This is a genomic window from Streptomyces zaehneri (genome assembly GCF_032248645.1).
Classification (GTDB): Bacteria; Actinomycetota; Actinomycetes; order Streptomycetales; family Streptomycetaceae; genus Streptomyces; species Streptomyces coriariae.
On record NZ_JASTTJ010000007.1, the window covers coordinates 189,745 to 209,417 of the forward strand.

Below are 19,673 nucleotides of genomic sequence, written 5' to 3' on the forward strand. Positions count from 1 at the left end.
CGGCATGACCGAGAAGACCGCCCTCACCCCCAGGACCCACACCACCCCGCCCGCGAGGTTCTCGCACGGGGTGAGGAAGGGCAACATCCTCCAGGTCGCGGGCCAGGTCGGCTTCCTGCCCGCCGAGGAGGGCAGGCCCCCGACGCCCGCGGGCCCCACCCTGCGCGAGCAGACCCTCCAGACCCTCGCCAACGTCAAGGCGATCCTGGAGGAGGGCGGCGCGAGCTGGGACGACGCGATGATGATCCGCGTCTACCTGACGGACACGGCGCACTTCGCCGAGTTCAACGAGCTCTACAACGCGTACTTCGGGGAACAGTCCCTCACCGCCCCGCCCGCGGCCCGCACGACGGTCTACGTCGGCCTTCCGGCCGGGCTCCTGGTCGAGATCGACGCACTCGCCGTCCTCGGCTGACGCACACATCGCCGACCTGACCCGCCCGACCTGACCTGCTCGACCGGCCTGATCGGCCCGGCCTGTCGACCGGCCTGACGGTCCGTCCGGTCCGGCCGACGCTCCGGCAACTCCCGCACACCGCACCGCCTCTCACCGCACCGCCTCTCACCGCACCGCCTCACGGCGTGGCGTCCCCGTTCGCAGGGGACGCCGCGCCGCGATCCCCCCTGCCCCAAAGCACCGTGAACCCCAGCAGAGGACCCCCGAATGCCCCTTCCGCTCGCGGCATCCACCCCCGCGGAGACCCCACCCCACACCGGCGGACTGCTTCTCCTGATCGACGGCACGGCGGGCCTGCTGACGGTCGCCGCCCTCGGCATAGCCCTGCTCCTCTTCCTGATCATCAAGGTCAGGATCCAGCCCTTCGTCGCCCTTCTCGCGGTCTCCATAGCCGTCGGTCTGCTGGCCGGGCTCTCCGTGACCGAACTCTTCGGCACCGTTCAGCGGTCGGACGCCGTCTCCACCATCGAGTCCGGGATGGGCGGCATCCTCGGCCATGTCGCGATCATCATCGGGCTGGGCACGATGCTCGGCGCGGTCCTCGAAGTCAGCGGCGGCGCCGAGGTGCTGGCGTCCCGGCTGCTCGGTGTGTTCGGCGAACGGCGGGCGCCCCTCGCGATGGGCCTGACCGGCCTGATCTTCGGCATCCCGGTCTTCTTCGACGTGGGCATCTTCGTGCTGGCCCCGATCGTCTACGCGGCCGCCAAGCGGGGCGGCAGGTCGATCCTGCTGTACTGCCTGCCGCTGCTCGCGGGGCTGTCGATGACCCACGCGTTCCTGCCCCCGCACCCCGGCCCGGTCGCGGCCGCCGGCCTGCTGCACGTGGACCTCGGCTGGGTCATCCTCATGGGGGTCGTCTGCGGCATCCCGGCGGTGCTGGCGGCCTGGGTGTTCTCGGCCTGGGTCGGCCGCCGCATCTTCGTCGCCGTGCCGCAGGACATGGTCGAGGCGGCGGCGGAGGCGAAGCGGGCGGTCGTCGAGGAGCAGCGGGCGCAGGGCGTCGTCCCGCGCGAGGACCCGGTGCCGCTGGGCACGGTCCTCGGGATCATCGGTACGCCGCTGGTGCTGATCCTGGCCGCCACGTTCTCGTCCATCGCCCTGGACCCGTCCACCTTCCGCTCGGTGATCGAGTTCTTCGGCAGCCCGTTCGTGGCGCTGACCATCGCCCTGCTGCTCGCCTACTACCTGCTCGGCATCCGGCGCGGCTGGTCCCGCAAGTCGCTGGAGACGGTCTCGACGGCCTCGCTGAAGCCGGTCGGCAACATCCTGCTGGTGGTCGGCGCGGGCGGGATCTTCGGTGCCGTCCTGAAGGCGAGCGGGGTGGCCCAGGCACTGTCGGACACCTTCAACGACGTGGGCCTGCCGGTGATCGTCCTGTCCTACCTGATCTCGGTGGTGCTGCGCGTCGCCCAGGGCTCGGCGACGGTGGCGATCGTGACGACGGCGGGCATCGTGGCGCCGCTGCTCGCCGAGGGGGACCACTCACAGGCCTTCGTGGCCCTCGTCATCATGGCGATCTCGGCGGGCTCGATCTTCGCCTCGCACGTCAACGACGGCGGATTCTGGATGGTGGCCAAGTACTTCGGCATCAGCGAGCGCGACACCCTCAGGACGTGGACCGTGCTGGAGACGGTGCTGTCGGTGGCCGGCTTCGTGATGGCGGCCGGAATGAGCCTCTTCGTGTAGGACTCCGGTAACGAAGTCAGGGGCTGACTGTGTCCGGCACAGGATCTTCGACCATACTGCCCGCTGTGGAGCAGCGCATAGGTTCGAGCAGCCAGCCCCTGGAGGGCGCCGGGTTCGACCCGGCATTCATCCCCGGGCTCACGTCGCCCGTGACCGCGGAGCCGGAGGACACGAGGCCGGCCGAGGACGACGGCGTCGACGCCGTCGAGCCCGAGGCGGGGAAGGGGGAGTCAGCGGCGTCGGAGCGCCCGGACGCGTCGGCGGAGCCGGACACGTCCGACGGGTCCGACGACCGGTCCGACGGGTCCGACCGGTCCGAAGAACCGGACGGCTCCGCCGAGTCCGCCGACTCCGTCGAGGGCCCCGTCTTCGAGGCCTCCGACCGCCGTGCGCGGATCGCCGCCGACGCCAGGGGCGTCCGGCTCCGCCTCGACGAGGAGTCGTGCGAGTTCCGCTGGGACGAGATCGGCGCGGTCGAGACCGAGACGCCGCGCTTCGGCAAGCGGTTCACCATCACGGTGCACACCCCTGACCGCCGCTGGTACCCGATCGAGATCGAGGCGACGGCCAGGTCCCGCTTCAAGGAGTGGGAAGAGCAGCTGGACGCGGTCCTCGACGCCTACTTCGAGGACGGGGAGGCCGAAGCGGAAGCGAACGCCGACGACGAGGCCGTCGAGGCCGACGCCGCGAACGCCGCCGACACCGACACCGACGCCGACGCCGACGCCGAGGACACCGGGACCAAGGCCGCCGAGGCCGAGGACGACGAGGTCAAGGACGCCGGCGCCAAGGCCGCCGACTAGACGCAGTACCGGACGCGGTACCTAGACGCAGTACTGCGACTGTTTCCCGATGGACCGGTACATACAGTCCGCGTTCTCGAGAAGCTGGAGCACCGCGTCCCGGTTACGGGAGGTCTCCCGCTCGATGATCTCGTCGGGCGGGTAGAACCCCCCTCCGGAGGCCGACGACGGGTACATCTCGAAGGTGTACGAGAAGATCTTCTGCGTGCCCCAGAGATAGTCGTCGATCGACCCGTCGGTGATGTACAGGTCGCTCGACTGCTCCGGGGTGTACCCGTTGCTCGCGGCCATCTTCTGACCGACGGCCTTGAACGCGGCGTTGTCGTCCGCGGTCATCCCGGTCGCCGTGTCCGCGGTGGTGTAGCCGAACGGCCACAGCACCAGCTGGCTGTACGTGTGGAAGTCGATCCCGGCGGTGATCTGCTGCTTCCCGCCCACGATCCGGCTGCGCACGAAGTCGGCGACGACCTTCACCTCGGGCGCGGACTCGGCGGCCGCGCCCCGGTAGGTCTCGGAGGACGTGGACCCCGAAGAGCCGCCGCAGCAGCCGAACCTGTAGTTCCAGTTCCGGTTGAGGTCCGTACCGACGTACGAGCTGCCGGAGTTGGGCTGCCGGTTCTTGCGCCACGAGCGGTAGGAGCCGGAGGCGATGTCGTACTCGCCGCCGTCCGGGTTGAGGTCGGGGACGATCCAGATCTCGCGGCCGTTGACCATGCTGGTGACGCGGGAGTCGGAGCCGTAGCCGGCGCCCAGCTCGCGGATCAGGTACAGCGCCATCTCGACGGTGAGGTGCTCGCGGGCGTGCTGGTGGTGGGTGAACAGCACCTCCGGCTCGGCCTCGTCGGTGGCGACGTTGTCGCTGATCTTGACGGCCACGATGTCCCGGCCCTGGTACGACTTGCCGATGACCCGCTTGCTCATGATGCCCGGGTAGGCGGCGATGCGCTGGTCGATCTCCGTCGTCATCTCGGCGTAGTTGTGGTACTTCGAGTCGGCGGTCGGGAAGTCGAAGAGCCGTACCTCGTCCTCGGCGACCCGGTCGGGCGCCGAGCCCAGCAGGGACACCTCGTACCCCTGCGCACGCAGCTTCCTCACCTGGTCCGCGCGGCCGGAGACCACGACGGTCTCCTCGTCGGCCTCGTCGACGCTCACCCCGGACGCGGCGATCGCGGTGCGCATCCGGGGGGTGCTGTGGTGGACGTGGATCTCGTACTGGCGGATGTCGTCGGCGGAGGGTGCCGCCTTCGGTGCGCTGCCCGCCGCCGCTTCGGTGACCGTCGCCGAGACCGGTGCGGCGAGAGCGAGGGCGAGCAGTGCGGCGAGGACGGCGGTCCGTTTGCCGCTGCGGGCGCTTGTGGCGCCGGCGCCTGAGCCGCGAATGCGAAGTCGCATGAACTCTCCTTGTGGGGAGCCGGGTCGTGGGGGGCTGTGCGCTTGCTGTGTGCGGCGGTGCGGTGCCGCTCATCGTCGGGGCGTGGCATGAACAGGTCAAGGGGCGACAAAGGGCCGTTGGCCGAAATCATGCGGAATGCGACGAGCGACCGGCCGCGCAGTTTATCCGCGCCCGCGCGGGCCGGCCGGTATCCGGGGTTTGACCGGAGTGTGGGCACATCGGGTGGAGATCCCGCACGCACCCTTGCCGGAGCGGCCGCTCTGGGTTTTCTTGACCTCCATGGCGGACACCACGGGACCCCCCACGGGAAACTCCACACACACCGAGGCACCATCCGGCATCGACAACACCTCCCCCCGCAGATCCAGTTGGAAGTACATCGGCCCCGGCATCGTCGTCGCCGCGACCGGCGTCGGCGCAGGCGACCTGGTGGCCACGCTCATCGCCGGCAGCAACTTCGGCTACACCCTGCTCTGGGCGGCGGTCGTCGGCTGCCTGGTCAAGATCTCCCTCGCCGAGGCGGCCGGCCGCTGGCACCTCTCCACCGGCCGCACCCTCTTCGACGGCTGGGCGAGCCTCGGCCGCTGGACGACGTGGTTCTTCGTCGTCTACGTGGTCGTCTGGGGCTTCGTCTACGGCGCGGCGGCGATGTCGTCGAGCGCGCTGCCGCTCCAGGCGCTGTTCCCGGACGTGATGGACCTCGAGTCGTGGGCCATCGCCTGCGGTCTGGTGGGCCTGGTGTTCGTCTGGTTCAACAAGTACGCCGTCTTCGAGAAGGTCATGACGGTCCTGGTGGGCGTCATGTTCGTGGTGACGGTGTACCTGGCGATCCGGGTCACCCCCCATCTCGGCGACGCCTTCGCGGGCCTCCTCCCGGTCCTGCCGGACGAGAAGGACTCCGTCCTCAACACCCTCGGCCTGATCGGCGGCGTCGGCGGCACCATCACCCTCGCCGCGTACGGCTACTGGGTGAACGCCAAGGGCTGGACGGACACCGGCTGGATGAAGGTGATGCGGCTCGACAACCGGGTCGCGTACGTGACGACGGGCGTCTTCGTCGTCGCCATGCTCTTCGTCGGCGCGGAGCTGCTGCACTCCGCGAACGTGGCGATCGCGAGCGGCGACAAGGGGCTCATCCAGCTGAGCGACATCCTGGAGGCGAAGTACGGCACGGCGACCGCCAAGTTCTTCCTGATCGGCTTCTTCGCCACCTCCTTCACCTCCCTGATCGGCGTCTGGCACGGCGTGAGCCTGATGTTCGCCGACTTCGTGGCCCGTTACCGCGGCCGCGGCGACGCGAGCGGGGCGGAGGTCGCCTCCGGTGAGCGGGAGCGCTCCTGGCCCTTCCGGGCGTATCTGCTGTGGCTCACCTTCCCGCCCGTCGTGCTGCTCTTCCAGGGCGAGCCGTTCCGTCTGATCATCCTGTACGGCGTGCTGGGCGCGGCCTTCCTGCCGTTCCTGGCCGGGACGCTGCTGTGGCTGCTCAACTCCTCCCGCACGCCCGGGGAGTGGCGCAACGGACCGGTGAGCAACGCGATGCTGGCGCTGGCCGGCCTGCTGTTCCTGGTGCTGTGCGTCAAGCAGGTCTGGGACCAGCCGTGGTCGGAGTTCTTCTGATGATCGCCACGGCTCGAACTTGCGTAACTCAAGTTTGAGTTTCGCAAGCATCTCTCCTAGGCTGCTGCTCCCCTAGGAGAGGTGCCGTCGCCGTGGCTGTGACCGTGCTGGACGACAAGACCGCGCTCGTGCTGATCGACCTCCAGGCCGGCACGCTCGCCGCCCCCACCGTGCCGTACCCGGCGGCGGACGTGGTGGCCCGGGCCGCCGAACTCGCCGACGCCTTCCGCGCCGCGGGCGCCCCGGTCGTCCTGGTCCGCATGTCCACCTCGCCCGACGGCGCCGACGCGGTGCCCGGCCGCAGCGAGGCGGCGCGGCTGGCCGGCGGCCGTTCCCGCCCCTACGACCTCGGCCCGATCGCCGAACCGCTGACCGGTCACGAGGGCGACATCCTGGTCACCAAGCGGGCCTGGGGCGCCTTCCACGCCACCGACCTGGACCTTCAGCTGCGACGCCGCGGAGTCACCCAGATCGTCCTCGCCGGCATCGCGACCAGCCTAGGCGTCGAGTCGACCGCCCGAGCCGCCCACGAGCACGGCTACCACGTCACGTTCGCCGTCGACGCGATGACCGACATCGACGAGGACGCGCACCACCACCGGGTGTCGTACCTGTTCCCGCTGATCGGCGAGCCGGGCACGACGCGGGAGATCCTCGACCTGCTGGCGGGCGTCCGAGCCTGAACCCGAGGGCCAGTCCATTCGCAGGCGCGCGGACCGGTACAGACGCCCGGTGCGCGCCGCCGCGAACTCGGCGTACTCGTCCGCGCGGGCGGCCTGCCTCATGAGTGTTCCCCCTGTGTCGGTGCCGTGCTGCCCTCAACTCCCTGATGCGGTGGGGCGCGGGAAATGTTTCAGGGGAGACCGAAAGTGGCCGCACAGGATCGCGGGGGTACGTTTTCGTTGTGACAGACCAGCCGCCGTCCCCGCCGCCGCCGGGCTTCGGCCCGCCCCCGCCGCCGTATGCCCCGCAGCACCCGCAGCACCCGCCGCACTACGCCCCGCAGTACGCCCCGCAGGCGGAGCCGCCGCCCGGTCCGGAGTTCCTCGCGGTCGACAAGCACAACTCGGTCGTCGTGGACGCGGCGGGCGTCGCCTTCGAGACGTACGACATCACGGTCGAGTTCCCCTGGCCCGAGGTCCGCAGCGTCCACTACAGGGCGAGCCCCAACGGCAAGGCCCTCATGGTCGCCGTCGTGCACGTGGACGGCAGGGTCTACGAGTGCGTGGTGACGGCGAAGCCGAGGGAACGGCTGCAGGGCTGGTTCGCCCAACTGTCCTGGACGCTGGGCCACTACCGGCCGGCGGGGTACTGACCCGGTACCAGGCGGCGGCCGCGCCGACGTACGGGAGGGTGCCGCCCACGGTCGTCCCGTGGATGACACCCTCGGCTACCGGCTACCGGCTACCGGCTACCGGCTACCGGCTACCGGCTACCGGCTGCCCGCACCTCGGCCGCTGTCCGTGACTCCGCCCGGCCCCGCCGCTACGGCAGCCCGTGCACATGCGGGCCCACGGCCGCCGACCAGGCGTTGCCCGCCGACGCGTCCCAGTTCGTCGACCACGTCATCGCGCCGCGCAGCGCGGGATAGGTCTTCGACGGTTTGAAGGAGCCGCAGCCCGTGCCCTTGGTGAGGCAGTCCAGGGCGTTGGCGACCACCGTCGGCGACACGTATCCGCTGCCCGCGCCGCTCGTCGAGGCCGGCAGGCCGAGGCCCACCTGGGACGGGTCCAGGCCGCCCTCCAGCTGGATGCAGGCCAGCGCCGTCAGGAAGTCCACCGAGCCCTGGCTGTAGACCTTGCCGTCGCAGCCCAGCATCGAACCGCTGTTGTAGTACTGCATGTTGACGACCGTGAGGATGTCCTTCACGTTCAGCGCCGTCTGGAAGTAGCCGTTCGACGTCGACTGCATGTCGATCGTCTGCGGGGCCATCGTCAGGACCAGCCCGGAGCCCGCCTTCGACGACAGCGACCGCAGCGCCTGCGACATGTACGTCGCGTTCAGGCCGTTCTCCAGGTCGATGTCGACACCGTCGAAGCCGTACGTCTGCATCAGCGTGTACACCGAGTTGGCGAAGTTCGTCGCGGACGTCGGGTCGCTCACCGACACGGTGCCGTTCTGGCCGCCCACCGAGACGACGACCTTCTTGCCGGCCGCCTGCTTCGCCCTGATGTCCGCCTTGAACTGGTCCACCGTGTAGCCGCCCAGGCCCGCGGAGTCCAGGTTGAAGGTCACGGCGCCCGGCGTCGTCGTCGCGTCCGCGAAGGCCACGGCGATGATGTCGTACTGGGAGGAGACGTCGGAGATCTTCTGCACGGTCGCGCCGTTGTCGAAGTTCTGCCAGTAGCCGGTCACGGCGTGCCTGGGCACGGTCCCGCCCCCGGTGTTGCCGGTGGTCGTCGTTCCCGTGACCGCCGTCGACTTCACCGACTCGCCGGCCGCGTTGGTCGCCGTGACCTGGAAGCTGTACGACGTCGAGGCCGCGAGGCCGGTCACGGTCGCCGAAGTCCCGGTCACCGCGGTCACTTTGGTGCCGCCGCGGTAGACGGAGTAGCCGGCCGCGCCGGAGACCGCGTTCCACGAGAGGGACACGGACGACGAGGTCGCGCCGGACACGGCAAGACCGGCCGGGGCGCCGGGCACCGTCGGGGCCGGGTCGGTGCCTCCGCCGCCGTCGGGGCCGTACACCGACACGTCGTCCGCGTAGTACGCCGCCTGGCCGTACCAGCCGTGCGTGTACACGGATACCGATGTGGTCGACGCACCGGTGGTGAAGGTCGTCGACAGCTGCTTCCACGACGCCGAGCCGGGCGTCCAGGTCGACACGTCCGTCGTGCCCGTGCCGGTCACGCCCAGATAGGTGTAGCCGCCCTGGACCCATGCGCTCAGCGTGTAGGTCGAGTTGGGCTTCACGGCCACCGTCTGGGCGCACCGGGCGTTGTCCTGCCCCGCCGGGGTCGCCTTCAGCGCGGCCGCGCCCGCGTGCGCCGGCGCGGAGACGGTCGTACCGCTGGCCGCCGAACAGGTCCAGTTGGTCAGGCCGGACTCGAAGCCGGCGTTCCTCGCGTTGTTCAGGTCCGCGGCGGACGCCTGAGCCGCGCCCGTCATGGACAGGGCGAGGGCGGCGGCGAGGACGCCCGCGGCTCCCGACCCGAGTCGTGTCGTTCGTTTCAGTGGGGACATGACAGTAAGTTGGTCCAGACCAATTCCGTTGTCAAGAGGTCCGGCCGTGGAGGGCCGGTGGAGGGCGCGCGTGCGTAACCTGCCCCGATTTGGCGGTACTTGCGCGAAGAAGAGTTGCTTGGCAGCCGGGGAAAGCTGTTCTCCGGCCACAGAGGCGTGGATACAGTGCTGAGGTAGTCACGCAATGAAGTCACCCCGGTGCACCGGAGTAACGCCGGTGGGCCGGACCGCGGGAATCGGGGAGCTGCGCGTGCCAACAGCCATTGCCGTGACCGGAGCCGACCTGGCGCTGCCGCCGCAGGACGAGCGCACCCTGCCCGCCACCGTTCTCGCCGACCTCGACCGACAGCCGCTGGACCGTGCCCTCGCCGCCGTCCAGGCCCTCGTCGATCAGTACGGACACGTGATCGTCGTGTACTCGCGGTCCGTCCCCGCCGCCGTCGAGCAGCGACTGCACACCATCCGCTCCCTCCTGGAGAGCGACCGCATCGCGCTCTTCCGCCCCGACCTTCCGCCGCTCGCGACGGCCGTCCTCGCCCGCCAGCTGCGTCAACTGGCCGGCTGTGACCTCGGCCCCGGCGTCCTCGCCTGTGCGGGCCGGCTGCTCACCCACTACCTCCACGCGGGCGCGCTGCTCGGCTCGGTCGCCCGCCTCGACCGGGTGCCAGTGGTCGGCCTGACGTCGCATGCCAGGTCATGGGTTCCGGGTAGTCAGTTCGGTGTGCTCGCCCACCCGCAGCCCGAACTGGTCAAGGCCACCCCCGAAACAGTGCTGCCCGGACCGGAGTTCGGCACCTGGCTGCTCGTCGCCCGCGGACAGTTGCAGTCCGACTGGGTCACCGACGTCCTCGCCCCCGCATGGAAGGTCCAGGGGCTGCGCGAGACCCACCTGCCCGCCGAGTCCGCCGACTGGTGGGGCACCGGCAAGGCGATCGAGTTCTGCGCCTACCTGCCCGACCTGTCGGTCCTCTACCAGCTGGTCACGTCCGTGCGGCAGAGCGTCTGCCACTGGTGCGGCATCGACGTCATCGGCGACCGCTGCGTCTTCTGCTCCGCGACCCCGCCGCCCGCCTCCGACCTCACCGCCCGTCCCGCCGCCCGCGCGCTCACCGCGGGCGACTGAACCCGCTCGACCTGCTCGACCACCCGACCCGCATGCCTGTTCCCGTCCGCTCGACCCGACCCCCAACGAGGTTGCACGGTTCATGAACTCCCGTCAGCGCCGCGGCGTGATTCTCCTGCTCCTGTCGGTCCTGTGCGCCCTCGGTGCGTTCGCCGGCGTCCTCTCCGTCATCGACGACGTGAAGTCCAAGGTCGGCCCCGAGGTCACGGCGTACGAGCTGCGCTCCGACGTGGCGCCCTACACCACCCTGGACGCGGGCCAGTTCAAGAAGATCGAGATGCCGGAGCGCTGGCTGTCGGAGAACGCGGTCACCGACCTCGCCGCCATCCGCGGCAAGATCGCCGTGACGACGCTGAAGAAGGGCTCCCTGCTCCAGACCGACATGATCGTCGACCAGCCAGCCCTCCAGCCGGGCCAGCAGGAGGTCGCCATCATGGTCGACGCGGCCACCGGCGTCGCCGGCAAGATCACCCCGGGGTCGTCCGTCAACGTGTACGCCACCTTCGAGGGCGCCCGGGAGAGCGACCCGGACCAGTCGAAGATCATCGTCACCAACGCCCGGGTCCTCGACGTCGGCCGGATCACGGCCCTCGAGCCGGACGAGAGCGACCGGAACCGGTCGGCCACCGACGCGGTCCCCATCACCTTCGCGCTGTCCACGCTCGACGCCCAGCGCATCACGTACGCCGAGTCCTTCGCCAAGCGCGTCCGCCTCGCCCTCGTCGCGCCCGGCGGCGACACCACGGTCCCCGACCAGGACCGTACCTACGAACTCGTCACGGACAAGTGAGAGGCCGCCGCCCATGCCCACGAGGATCCTCCCGGCCGTCGGCGACGCGGACGCGGTCCGTTCCCTCACCACCCTGCTCAGCCAGCTCCCGGACGCCGAACCTGTCGCCCCCGTCTCCGACTCCACCCAGCTCGTGGACACCCTCGCCCGGCTCGCCGCCGAGTCGGTCGACGAACTGCCCGAGGTCGTCGTCGTCCACGAACGCATCGGCCCCGTACCGGCGCTCGAGCTGGTCCGGGAGGTCGCCCTGCGGTTTCCCGCGGTCGGCGTCATCCTCGTCACCACCGACGTGGGGCCCGGACTGTTCGCCGCCGCCATGGACTCCGGCGCCCGCGGCCTGGTCACCCTCCCGCTGAGCTACGAGGACCTCGCCAACCGCGTCCAGGCCGTCGCCCAGTGGTCGGTCGGCGTACGGCGCCATCTCGGCCACGGGGCCGACGTGTTCACCGGCGTCGGCGGCACCGTCGTCACCGTCAGCGGCGCCAAGGGAGGCGTGGGCACCACCCTCACGGCCGTACAGCTGGCCCTCGCCGCGCAGGCGTCCGGCCGCCCCACCGCCCTCGTCGACCTCGACCTCCAGTCCGGCGACGTCGCCTCCTACCTGGACGTCCAGTTCCGCCGCTCGGTCGTCGACCTGGCCGCCATCACCGACATCTCGCCCCGCATCCTCGCCGAGGCCGTCTTCCGGCACGAAAGCGGCGTGGCCCTCCTCCTCGCCCCCGCCGAGGGCGAACGCGGCGAGGAGGTCACCGACCGCGCCGCCCGCCAGATCATCGGCGCCCTGCGCTCCCGCTACGAGGTCGTCGTCGTCGACTGCGGCGCCCAGCTGAGCGGCGCGGGCGCGGCCGCCGTCGAACTGGCCGAGCGGGCCCTGCTCGTCACCACCCCCGACGTCGTCGCCGTCCGCGGCGCCAAACGCACCGTCCGCATGTGGGACCGGCTCCAGATCCGCAAGGCCGAGGAGACGACCGTCGTCGTCAACCGCCACACCCGGAGCACGGAGATCCAGCCCCCGCTCATCCAGAAGATCACCGGCACGGCGATCGCCGCGACCACGGTCCCCGCCAACTTCCGGGAACTCCAGGCCGCGGTCGACGCCGGCCGGGTGCACGCCCTCGACGGCAAGGGCGCCGTCCGGCAGGCCCTGTGGGCGCTCGCGGCGGAACTGGGCCTGGTCAAGGCGCCGGAGACCGCCCTCGTGCGCAGGGCGGGCGGCCGGGCGCGCGGCGGGGACCGGGGCGCGGCCGGGTTCCGGCGGCGGAGGGAGTGAGCGGCATGCGGGGACATCGGGCACGCGACCGGGGCCAGGTCACCATCGAGTTCCTCGGCATGACACCGCTGATCATCGTGACCTTGGTGGTGGTGTGGCAGTTCGTCCTCGTGGGGTACACGTTCACGCTCGCGGGGCATGCTGCCGACGAGGCGGTGCGGGCGGGGACGGCCGCCCCACCGGGGGAGCGGCTCGCGGCGTGCCGGCAGGCGGGCCTGGACGATCTCGGGGACGCGTGGAAGGGGAACGCCGTGGTCGATTGCGGTGGCAGCGGCTATGTCACGGCGGACGTCTCCCTCAAGGTCCCGGTCCTGTTCCCCGGCACCATCGACTTCCCGTTCACGGTGCACGCTCACGCGGGCGCCGTCGAGGAAGAGGACGGCGACTGAGATGGCCCACGGACGCCGCGCAGGCGCAGGAGCAGGCGCAGGAGCAGGCGCAGGACGACGCTCCCGCGACCGGGGCCAAGTGGCCCTGGAGTACCTGGGGTTCCTGCCCCTCCTGCTGCTGGTCGCGCTCGGTGCCGTACAGCTCGGCCTGATCGCGTACGCGGCACAGCAGGCGGGTACGGCGGCCAGGACCGGGGCGCGCAGCGCGTCCCTCGACGAGGACTACGGCGCCGACTGCGCGCAGGCGGTGAGCAGCTGGCTGGACGTGAGTTGCGGCGCGGCGGGTCTGGGCGACGAGGTCCGGGTCACCGCCACCGTCACCATCCCCTCCGTCATTCCCGGCGTCGGGGACTTCGGCCAGGCCCACAAGACGGCCACGATGCCGGTCGACCACTGAGGGAAGGGCATCCGACATGAGCCTGCGGGCACGCATCACCTCCCCCGAGGAGAACGGCGGCCGGGGCGAGGACGGCCACCTCGTGACCTCCTACCGCGCCAAGCTGCTGGAGGAGATCGACCTCGCCGAGATGAGCTCGCTGGCAGCCGCCGAGCGCCGGGCGCGCCTCGAGCGGGTCCTGGGGCACATCATCAGCCGCGAGGGCCCCGTCCTGTCCACGGTGGAACGCTCACAGCTGATCCGCCGGGTGGTCGACGAGGCACTGGGCCTGGGCATCCTGGAGCCGCTCCTCGAGGACGCGTCGATCACCGAGATCATGGTGAACGGCCCCGACGCGATCTTCGTCGAACGGGGCGGCAGGGTGGAACAGCTCCCCATCCGCTTCGCGTCGAACGACCAGCTGATGCAGACGATCGAACGCATCGTCTCCACCGTCAACCGCCGTGTCGACGAGACGAACCCGATGGTCGACGCGCGGCTGCCGTCGGGCGAGCGGGTCAACGTCATCATCCCCCCGCTGTCGCTGACCGGCCCCACCCTCACCATCCGCCGCTTCCCGCGGTCCTTCACCCTCCACGAACTGATCGGCTTCGGCTCGCTGGACGAGCAGATGCTGTACCTGCTGGCGGGCCTCGTGCAGGCCAAGTTCAACGTGATCGTCTCGGGCGCGACGGGCACCGGCAAGACGACGTTGCTGAACGCGCTCTCCGGCCTGATCCCGGACGGCGAACGCATCATCACCATCGAGGACTCGGCGGAACTCCAGCTCCAGCAGTCGCACGTGATCCGCCTGGAGTCCCGGCCCCCGAACGTCGAGGGAAACGGTCGCATCACCATCCGCGACCTGGTCCGCAACTCCCTGCGGATGCGCCCGGACCGGATCGTGGTGGGCGAGGTCCGGGGCGGCGAGTCGCTCGACATGCTCCAGGCGATGTCGACCGGCCACGACGGCTCCCTGGCCACGGTCCACGCCAACAGCGCGGAGGACGCCCTGATGCGTCTGCAGACCCTCGCGTCGATGTCGGACGTCGAGATCCCCTTCGTCGCCCTGCACGACCAGATCAACAGCGCGGTGGACGTCGTCGTCCAGCTCACCCGCTTCGCCGACGGCGCCCGCCGCATCACCGAGATAGCCGTGCTCGACAGCCACGGCGGAGAGCCGTACCGGCTGGCGACGATCGCCCGTTTCAACGCCCGGCCGACGGCCGCCGACGGCCGCGTCCACGGCGCCTTCGAGTACTTCCCCCTGCCACGCCGCACCGCGGACCGCCTGTACATGGCGAGCCAGCCGATCCCGCAGGCGTTCGGGGTGGCGCGCGCGGCCCACGAACTGACGACAAGGGAAGCCCGGTAACGCTGATGGACCTCGACACCCTGATTACCCTCACCACCGGCGGCACCCTCCTGACCTGCGCCCTGGCCGTCGCGGGCCTGCACGCGTACGCACGGGGCCGGGACCGGCGGGCCGAGCTGGTGGAGCGCCTCTCCTACACCGGCCAGCTCCCCGGCACCGGCCGCCGACGCCGCTTCCGCACCCTGGACCGGCGACTGCGCCGTACGACGACGGGCCGCAGGCTGGAGCTGAAACTGGCGGCGAACGGCCTGGACGTGACCCCCGGCGAGTTCTTCGTCTACATGCTGGCGGCGGTGGCCGGCCTGTGGCTGGTCGGCCAGGCCACCCTGGCCCCCTTCTTCGGCCCGATCGCCGGCCTCCTCGGCGTCTGGGCGGCCTGGCAGTTCCTCAACTGGCAACGCCAGAAACGCATCGAGAAGTTCATCAACCAACTGCCCGAACTGGCGCGCATCCTGGCCAACGCCACCCAGGCGGGCCTGGCGCTGCGCACCGCGATCGGCATGGCGGCGGAGGAACTGGAGGCCCCGGCGGGCGAGGAACTCGGCAAGGTGGCGAACCAGTTGGCGGTGGGCCACTCCATGGACGACGCCCTGGGCGAGCTCGCCGACCGGCTTCCCTCCCGCGAACTGGTCGTCCTCGTGACCACCCTGGTCCTCTCCAACCGGGCCGGCGGCCAGGTCGTCGGCGCCCTGCGCAACCTCACGGAGACGCTGGAGGAACGCAAGGAGACCCGGCGCGAGGTCCGGACCCAGCTGTCGCAGGTGAACATGACGTCCTACGCGGTGCCCGCGCTGGGGGTCGGGGCGTTGTTCCTCATGAACAGCGTCGAGGACGGAACGCTGGACCGCATGACGGGCTCGGCCGTCGGCCAGGCCTGCGTGATCATCGCGTTCGGCCTGTACGCGGTCGGCTTCGTCCTCATCCGCCGCATGTCCCGTATCGACGTCTGAGCAGGAGGTGGCACAGGAGATGGAACTTCTGCTCGCACTCGCCGTGGGCCTCAGCGTCTGGGGCATGTTCGCCGGCATCCGCATGTACCGGGCCGACGTGAAGCTGCCCAGCGACCTCGCGCTGGCCCTGGAGGTCGGTTCGACGCGCACCGGTGCCGTCGGCTCGCTCGTCGACCGCATGGGCATGCGGTACGCCCCCGCCGTCCTGCGGCTGATGGGCCCCAAGCAGGTCACCCGGTACCGGCGCAGGATAGACCTCGCGGGCAACCCGGGCGGCCTGACCATCGACCGCTACGCGGCCCGGCGCGCCGTCTACGGTGCGATCGGCGCCCTCGGCGCGTTCGCCGCGCTGCTCCAGGGAAGCTTCTTCGTCGGGCTGCTCATGCTCGCCTTCGGCGCGTTCTGGTCCGAGGTCGGCATCTGGTCCGCGATCCGGGTCCGCAAGGACGCCATCGAACGGACCCTGCCGGACTTCCTCGACGTCCTCGCCGTGGTGGTGAGCGCGGGCCTCGGCTTCCGGCAGGCCCTCGACCGGGTGGCGTCCCGCTACGAAGGCCCCTGGGCGGACGAGATCCGCATCACGCTGCGTCAGATGGACCTCGGCGTGAGCCGCCGCGAGGCCTTCCAGGAGCTGCGCCGCCGCAACGACTCCGAGCAGGTCGCCATGTTCGTCACGGCGCTCCAGCAGGGCGAGGAACTCGGTGCGCCGATCGTCGACACGCTCGTCTCGATCGCCAAGGACATGCGCCGCACGGACGCGCAGAACGCCCGCCGCAAGGCGGCCCGCGCGGTCCCCAAGGCCACTTTGATGATCACCACGTTCATGGTCCCGGCGACGATGCTCCTCCTCGGCGCGGGGATGCTGCTCGGCTCCGGCACGGACTTCACCTCGATCACGGGCGAGTAGGCGGACGGGATGACGGCCATGACGACGGCGACGACGAGCGTGACGGTGAGGGCGCGGGCGCGGGCCCGCGGCGGAGTACTGAGGCGCCGACGCCCGGAGCGGGAGGCCGGCCCGGCACCGGCGGACACCATGCAGACCGGCACCGGCACCGGCACCGGGCTGCCGAAGGCCGGGCTGCCGAAAGTCGGGGTGCTGAAGGCCGAGGTGCCGAAATCCGACGTGCCGAAAGTCGGGGAGCTGAAGGCCGAGCTGCCGAAAGCAGGGCTGCCGAAGGCCGAGGTGCCGAAATCCGAGGTGCCGATACTGGAGGACGTCCCTCTTCAGGTCAACGCGCTCCAGGCGATGTGCCGACAGGTGTTCGGGTTCCGGCTGGCCATGATCGCGGTAGCCGCGCCCGCGGCCCTCCTCAACGCCGCCCCGGGTCTGGGCACCCGCCTGGTGGGCGCGGCCGTGGTCGTCACCTTCATGGGGTCCTACGTCCTGTTCCGCGACTGGGAGCGCTTCGGCCCCCTCCTCCTGCGCCACCCCTCGCTGCTGGCCGTGGACACCCTGTTCGGCACGCTGCTGCTGATCTCGGCGGGCCCGGACACCACGCTCGCCTACGTCAGCGTCTGCACCCCGCTGCTGGCCGGCATCGTCTACGGCTGGCGGGGCGCCGCCTGTTTCGCGTCCCTCCAGTCACTGATCCTGCTGCTGGTCCACGCGACCCTCGTGCAGGAGCCCGGCGTCGGCCCCGCCGAGAGACTGCTGCTGCCGGGCCTCTGCGTCATCACCGGCGCGATGGGCTCGTCGCTGCGCCACCTGATGCTCCGCTTCGGCGCGGCCACCCAGGCCCTGACCGCGGTCAAGGCCCGCCTTGCCGGAACCGAGGCGGTCGCCGCCGAACGCGCCCGACTGGCCCGGGAGATGCACGACTCCGTGGCCAAGACGCTGCACGGGGTGGCCCTCGCCGCGGACGCCCTGGCCCATTCGGCGGGCTCGCCGGGCATGGACCCGGTCATCGTGCGCCAGCACGCCGAGCTGGTCGCCCGCGCCGCGCGCCGCGCCGCCGCCGAGTCCCGCGAACTCCTCACCGACCTCCGCCGGGAGTCGGACCCGGCGCAGGACGTCGACCTCCTGCCCGAACTGGCCGCACACGCAGGCGTGTTCGAGGACCGGACGGGCCTGCCGGTCAGCTACCGGGCCTCGGGCGACCGCGCGACGCTCCCCGTCCCGCCCACGGTGGCCCGACAGCTCCTCACGATCACCGCGGAGGCCATGGAGAACGCCCACCGTCACGCGGCCCCGACCCACGTGGAGGTGCGAGCCGCCGTGAACGGCGAACTCCTCACCCTGAGCGTCCGTGACGACGGCCGTGGCCTCCCGCCCGGCGCCACCCTCGAACAGCTGCGCCGCACCGGCCACTTCGGCCTGGTCGGCATGACCGAGCGGGCCGCGTCCGTCGGCGCCCGCATCCGCATCGGCCACGGCCGCGACTCCCGGGGCACCGAGGTGTGCCTCGAACTCCCGCTGGCCGCGCTCACGGAGGAGGTCGTCTGATGCCGGACCGACCGCCTCGCCGCCACGGCGCCGAGCAGCCGCTGTTCCCGCCACCGCCCAGGCCCTCCCCCGTGCGCGTGGTGGTGGCCGACGACAACCCGGTGGTCCGCGCGGGCCTGACGGCCCTGCTCTCCGGCCGGGAGGACATCACGGTCGTCGGGCAGGCGGCGGACGGCCGCGAGGCCTGCGAGACGGCCCGCCTGCACCGCCCCGACGTGGTCCTCCTGGACGTCCGCATGCCCGGCGTGGACGGCCTCTCGGCCCTTCCGCACCTGGTGCGGATCGCCCGGGTCGTGATGCTGACGTACAGCCACGAGGCCGAGATCGTCCGGCAGGCCCTGCGCGGTGGAGCCGGGGGTTACCTCGTCCACGGGGAGTTCACCGTGGACGAGTTGGTGTCGGCGGTGCGGGACGTCACCCGGGGTCGGGCCCACTTCACCCCGACGGCGGCGACAGCGGTACTGGCACACCTACGAGGCGATGCGACTGCACACGCCAAAGCGGACGCATCTCCCCTATTTTCCGCGACTTCCACGGAAGCGCTTTCGCAGTTGCAACCAATCGTGAGACAGTCGTCGTCTGTATTGAGGGCGGGGTTCCAACTCAGCGCGAGGGAGGCGGAGATCATGGACCTCATCGCGTCGGGCATGAACAACCAGCAGATCGCCGCCACCTGCTTCATCAGCGAGAAGACGGTCAAGAACCACATCAACCGCATCTTCGCCAAGCTGCACAGCAGCAGCCGCTCCGAGGCCGCGGCCAAGTGGCTGGGCACGGCGGTGACCTCATGAGACGCCGCCGGACTCTACGAAGGCCCTCCGAGTGGGCCCGGAATTGGGCCCAGGGGCCCTTCTCCGAGGCGGACCCGCGGTCTTACGTTGCCGGTCACGCCACCGATGGAGAGGAACGCCATGAGCGACCTGCTGCTGAGGACCGCCGTCGCGGCCAGGGTCCGGGTGAGCGGCTGGACGAACACGACGGTACGGGCCGTACGGCGCCGCGCCGACAACGACAGGGGACAGACCGCCGTCGAGTACCTGGGCATCATCGCGGTGGTGGTGGCGATCGTGGTCCTGATCGCCAACACGAACCTGGGCCAGACGATCGTCGACAAGCTGAGGGCCCAGATCACCAAGGTGGCCCCCTGACACGACTCCCCAGGCGCACGTACGGCGACGCAGGGCAGGTCTTCCCCATCTACATCGTGGTGGTGGCGGGCCTGCTCTTTCTGGCGTTCGCGTACTTCGCGGTCGGCCAGGCGGCGGTGAACCGTAACGGCGCCCAGACGGCCGCCGACGCGGCGGCGCTGGCGGCGGCTCAGGAGACCAGGGACGACCTCGCCGACTTGTGGAAGTCGGACGTCCTGGACCCGACGAAGTGGCAGGACATCTTCGAGGGAAACGGTGGGGACAACGCGTGCTGGCGGGCGGACCAGCTCGCGGCGCTGAACGACGCGGGCAACGTTCAGTGCCTGCCCAAGGGACTCCTGGGCTATCGGGTCACCGTCCGGGCGAACAAGTCGGCGGGTGACTCCGTGATTCCTGAGACGAGCACTACGAAGGCACACGCCACCGCCACCGCTGTGATCGACTCCCTGTGCACGTTCGAAGCGCCGGACCCACCGTCGGGCGAGCCGTCGGGTGAGCCATCGGGTGAGCCGTCGGGCGAACCGCCGGGTGAGGAGCCGGAGGACGCCGTGCTGCCCATGCTGACCTGCGAGGACGGGGAGAAGTGGGAGCTGGACCCGGACGATCTCACCGATCTGCCCGGCCCCGAGGACCTCTTCGCCGTCCACCTGGTCACCGACTGACATGC

Annotated in this window: 20 protein-coding genes and 1 pseudogene; 18 read left to right on the forward strand and 3 right to left on the reverse strand. The window is 70.9% G+C overall.

All coding sequences use genetic code 11. The annotated features are described in order from the left end of the window. Window positions 1-4: 4 nt before the first annotated feature. The 3 genes from QQM72_RS14335 (at window position 5) to QQM72_RS14345 (ending at window position 2,946) form a co-directional block, all read left to right on the forward strand. Window positions 5-415, forward strand: a complete 411-nt coding sequence (locus QQM72_RS14335) for a RidA family protein (protein WP_314221248.1) — start codon at window positions 5-7, stop codon at window positions 413-415. Between the two features lie 249 nt (window positions 416-664). Then, window positions 665-2,143 carry a GntP family permease gene (locus tag QQM72_RS14340; RefSeq protein ID WP_314221249.1) on the forward strand — a complete coding sequence of 493 codons (1,479 nt, stop codon included), beginning with the start codon at window positions 665-667 and terminating at the stop codon, window positions 2,141-2,143. 65 nt (window positions 2,144-2,208) lie between these two features. After that, window positions 2,209-2,946 carry a hypothetical protein gene (locus QQM72_RS14345; protein WP_314221250.1) on the forward strand — a complete coding sequence of 246 codons (738 nt, stop codon included), beginning with the start codon at window positions 2,209-2,211 and terminating at the stop codon, window positions 2,944-2,946. A gap of 21 nt (window positions 2,947-2,967) precedes the next feature. On the opposite strand, the gene QQM72_RS14350 is transcribed toward QQM72_RS14345, so the two are convergent. Next, window positions 2,968-4,338, reverse strand: coding sequence for a M14 family metallopeptidase (locus QQM72_RS14350; RefSeq protein WP_314221251.1), 1,371 nt, complete (start codon window positions 4,336-4,338; stop codon window positions 2,968-2,970). A 280-nt stretch (window positions 4,339-4,618) separates the two neighbouring features. Between QQM72_RS14350 and QQM72_RS14355 the strand changes: the two genes are divergently transcribed. Next, window positions 4,619-5,956, forward strand: coding sequence for an Nramp family divalent metal transporter (locus QQM72_RS14355; protein ID WP_314221252.1), 1,338 nt, complete (start codon window positions 4,619-4,621; stop codon window positions 5,954-5,956). A 92-nt stretch (window positions 5,957-6,048) separates the two neighbouring features. Then, the gene (locus QQM72_RS14360; RefSeq protein WP_314221253.1) at window positions 6,049-6,639 is read left to right on the forward strand and encodes an isochorismatase family protein; all 591 of its coding nucleotides are present in this window, start codon (window positions 6,049-6,051) and stop codon (window positions 6,637-6,639) included. 21 nt (window positions 6,640-6,660) lie between these two features. Here the strand turns inward: QQM72_RS14360 and QQM72_RS14365 are convergent. Then, window positions 6,661-6,741: pseudogene (locus QQM72_RS14365) on the reverse strand (SigE family RNA polymerase sigma factor); the annotation flags it as partial. 119 nt (window positions 6,742-6,860) lie between these two features. Here QQM72_RS14365 and QQM72_RS14370 point away from each other — a divergent pair. Beyond that, window positions 6,861-7,271: a hypothetical protein gene (locus QQM72_RS14370; RefSeq protein WP_314221254.1), complete on the forward strand. Its 411-nt coding sequence runs from the start codon at window positions 6,861-6,863 to the stop codon at window positions 7,269-7,271. 170 nt (window positions 7,272-7,441) lie between these two features. Here QQM72_RS14370 and QQM72_RS14375 read toward each other — a convergent pair whose 3' ends face one another. Then, window positions 7,442-9,139: a chitinase gene (locus tag QQM72_RS14375; RefSeq protein ID WP_314221255.1), complete on the reverse strand. Its 1,698-nt coding sequence runs from the start codon at window positions 9,137-9,139 to the stop codon at window positions 7,442-7,444. A gap of 250 nt (window positions 9,140-9,389) precedes the next feature. Between QQM72_RS14375 and QQM72_RS14380 the strand changes: the two genes are divergently transcribed. The 12 genes from QQM72_RS14380 (at window position 9,390) to QQM72_RS14435 (ending at window position 19,668) form a co-directional block, all read left to right on the forward strand. Further along, entirely contained in the window at window positions 9,390-10,262 is an 873-nt protein-coding gene (locus tag QQM72_RS14380) for a hypothetical protein (protein WP_314221256.1), read from the forward strand. An 82-nt stretch (window positions 10,263-10,344) separates the two neighbouring features. Then, window positions 10,345-11,052, forward strand: a complete 708-nt coding sequence (gene cpaB, locus QQM72_RS14385) for a Flp pilus assembly protein CpaB (RefSeq protein WP_314221257.1) — start codon at window positions 10,345-10,347, stop codon at window positions 11,050-11,052. A gap of 13 nt (window positions 11,053-11,065) precedes the next feature. Next, window positions 11,066-12,322 carry an AAA family ATPase gene (locus QQM72_RS14390; protein ID WP_314221258.1) on the forward strand — a complete coding sequence of 419 codons (1,257 nt, stop codon included), beginning with the start codon at window positions 11,066-11,068 and terminating at the stop codon, window positions 12,320-12,322. A 5-nt stretch (window positions 12,323-12,327) separates the two neighbouring features. Then, window positions 12,328-12,711 carry a TadE/TadG family type IV pilus assembly protein gene (locus tag QQM72_RS14395; protein WP_314221259.1) on the forward strand — a complete coding sequence of 128 codons (384 nt, stop codon included), beginning with the start codon at window positions 12,328-12,330 and terminating at the stop codon, window positions 12,709-12,711. 79 nt (window positions 12,712-12,790) lie between these two features. Continuing rightward, window positions 12,791-13,108 carry a TadE/TadG family type IV pilus assembly protein gene (locus QQM72_RS14400; RefSeq protein WP_314221260.1) on the forward strand — a complete coding sequence of 106 codons (318 nt, stop codon included), beginning with the start codon at window positions 12,791-12,793 and terminating at the stop codon, window positions 13,106-13,108. A 16-nt stretch (window positions 13,109-13,124) separates the two neighbouring features. After that, the gene (locus QQM72_RS14405) at window positions 13,125-14,462 is read left to right on the forward strand and encodes a CpaF family protein (protein WP_314221261.1); all 1,338 of its coding nucleotides are present in this window, start codon (window positions 13,125-13,127) and stop codon (window positions 14,460-14,462) included. A 5-nt stretch (window positions 14,463-14,467) separates the two neighbouring features. Continuing rightward, entirely contained in the window at window positions 14,468-15,412 is a 945-nt protein-coding gene (locus tag QQM72_RS14410; RefSeq protein ID WP_314221262.1) for a type II secretion system F family protein, read from the forward strand. A gap of 19 nt (window positions 15,413-15,431) precedes the next feature. Next, complete coding sequence (locus QQM72_RS14415) at window positions 15,432-16,319, forward strand: DUF5936 domain-containing protein (RefSeq protein ID WP_267018626.1); 888 nt, start codon at window positions 15,432-15,434, stop codon at window positions 16,317-16,319. 9 nt (window positions 16,320-16,328) lie between these two features. Next, a complete protein-coding gene (locus QQM72_RS14420) occupies window positions 16,329-17,858 on the forward strand; it encodes a sensor histidine kinase (RefSeq protein ID WP_314221263.1) in 1,530 nt (509 codons plus the stop codon). Then, window positions 17,858-18,649, forward strand: coding sequence for a response regulator transcription factor (locus QQM72_RS14425; protein WP_314221264.1), 792 nt, complete (start codon window positions 17,858-17,860; stop codon window positions 18,647-18,649). The genes QQM72_RS14420 and QQM72_RS14425 overlap by 1 nt, the downstream gene beginning before the upstream one ends. 120 nt (window positions 18,650-18,769) lie before the next feature. Beyond that, window positions 18,770-19,006 (forward strand): Flp family type IVb pilin, encoded by a 237-nt coding sequence (locus QQM72_RS14430; RefSeq protein ID WP_314221265.1) that lies wholly within the window; start codon window positions 18,770-18,772, stop codon window positions 19,004-19,006. Further along, a complete protein-coding gene (locus QQM72_RS14435; protein ID WP_314221402.1) occupies window positions 19,003-19,668 on the forward strand; it encodes a pilus assembly protein TadG-related protein in 666 nt (221 codons plus the stop codon). The genes QQM72_RS14430 and QQM72_RS14435 overlap by 4 nt, the downstream gene beginning before the upstream one ends. The last annotated feature ends 5 nt before the right edge of the window (window positions 19,669-19,673 follow it).

What these genes read in the sequence shown, in the direction of transcription:
- QQM72_RS14335 (WP_314221248.1), top strand. Translation starts at nt 5, where the DNA reads ATGACCGAGAAGACCGCCCTCACCCCCAGGACCCACACCACCCCGCCC.
- QQM72_RS14340 (WP_314221249.1), top strand. Translation starts at nt 665, where the DNA reads ATGCCCCTTCCGCTCGCGGCATCCACCCCCGCGGAGACCCCACCCCAC.
- QQM72_RS14350 (WP_314221251.1), bottom strand. Translation starts at nt 4,338, where the DNA reads ATGCGACTTCGCATTCGCGGCTCAGGCGCCGGCGCCACAAGCGCCCGC.
- QQM72_RS14355 (WP_314221252.1), top strand. Translation starts at nt 4,619, where the DNA reads ATGGCGGACACCACGGGACCCCCCACGGGAAACTCCACACACACCGAG.
- QQM72_RS14375 (WP_314221255.1), bottom strand. Translation starts at nt 9,139, where the DNA reads ATGTCCCCACTGAAACGAACGACACGACTCGGGTCGGGAGCCGCGGGC.
- cpaB (WP_314221257.1), top strand. Translation starts at nt 10,345, where the DNA reads ATGAACTCCCGTCAGCGCCGCGGCGTGATTCTCCTGCTCCTGTCGGTC.
- QQM72_RS14390 (WP_314221258.1), top strand. Translation starts at nt 11,066, where the DNA reads ATGCCCACGAGGATCCTCCCGGCCGTCGGCGACGCGGACGCGGTCCGT.
- QQM72_RS14395 (WP_314221259.1), top strand. Translation starts at nt 12,328, where the DNA reads ATGCGGGGACATCGGGCACGCGACCGGGGCCAGGTCACCATCGAGTTC.
- QQM72_RS14405 (WP_314221261.1), top strand. Translation starts at nt 13,125, where the DNA reads ATGAGCCTGCGGGCACGCATCACCTCCCCCGAGGAGAACGGCGGCCGG.
- QQM72_RS14410 (WP_314221262.1), top strand. Translation starts at nt 14,468, where the DNA reads ATGGACCTCGACACCCTGATTACCCTCACCACCGGCGGCACCCTCCTG.
- QQM72_RS14415 (WP_267018626.1), top strand. Translation starts at nt 15,432, where the DNA reads ATGGAACTTCTGCTCGCACTCGCCGTGGGCCTCAGCGTCTGGGGCATG.
- QQM72_RS14420 (WP_314221263.1), top strand. Translation starts at nt 16,329, where the DNA reads ATGACGGCCATGACGACGGCGACGACGAGCGTGACGGTGAGGGCGCGG.
- QQM72_RS14425 (WP_314221264.1), top strand. Translation starts at nt 17,858, where the DNA reads ATGCCGGACCGACCGCCTCGCCGCCACGGCGCCGAGCAGCCGCTGTTC.
- QQM72_RS14430 (WP_314221265.1), top strand. Translation starts at nt 18,770, where the DNA reads ATGAGCGACCTGCTGCTGAGGACCGCCGTCGCGGCCAGGGTCCGGGTG.